The sequence below is a fragment of the Micrococcus sp. HMSC31B01 genome (genome assembly GCF_001816085.1).
GTDB classification, from domain to species: Bacteria; Actinomycetota; Actinomycetes; order Actinomycetales; family Micrococcaceae; genus Micrococcus; species Micrococcus luteus.
Genome location: NZ_KV824932.1, coordinates 1 through 668 on the forward strand (window position 1 = coordinate 1; position 668 = coordinate 668).

The following is a 668-nucleotide window of genomic DNA, read 5'->3' on the forward strand; positions in this document are numbered from 1 at the left end:
CGGCCGGGCGCACCGCGGTCCCGGCGCCCGCGGTCGCGGAGAGGTCGGCGAGGACCAGCTGCGCCCCCGCCCAGCCGTAGCACACCCCGAGGGCGCAGCCCAGCACGGCGGCCACGGCCGCGATCAGCACGGCCTCGATCGCGATCGCCCCGCGCAGTCCGCCTCGCGTCAGGCCGAGGGCCCGCAGCAGCGCGTTCTCGCGCGTCCGCTCGATTACGGACAGGCTCAGCGTGTTCGCCACGCCGATCAGCGCGATCAGCACGGACACCGCCAGCAGCGCCACCACGATCCCGAGCATCGCGTCGATGATCCGGGCGTAGAGCGCGCGCTCGCCGGCCCCGCCGTCGATCACGGCCGCCCCGGCGCCCGCGGCCCGGGTCACGTCCTCGCTCAGGCCCTGCAGGCGGTCGACGGGGACACCGGGGTCGAGCGCGATGAGCAGCTGGCCCGGCACGGCGGCGTCCGCGGTCCCGTCCCACCCGGCCTCGCGCAGCGGCTCGGCCGCCACGTACACGCCGGAGCTCAGCGAGCCGGCGCGCACCGGGACGAACGTCCGCGCGGCCCCCGCCACCTCAGCGCGGACCTGATCCGTGTCGACCCAGTCGGGCACGAGCGCCGTGCCGGGGTCGCCGAGGCCGGTCACGGCCTCGGGCAGGCGCGCGACGACG

General features: G+C 77.8%; 1 protein-coding gene. It reads right to left on the reverse strand.

What is annotated here, in order from left to right:
- Nucleotides 1-668 (reverse strand): FtsX-like permease family protein (locus tag HMPREF3105_RS01765; protein WP_141762393.1); only part of this gene is annotated, 668 nt, incomplete at both ends.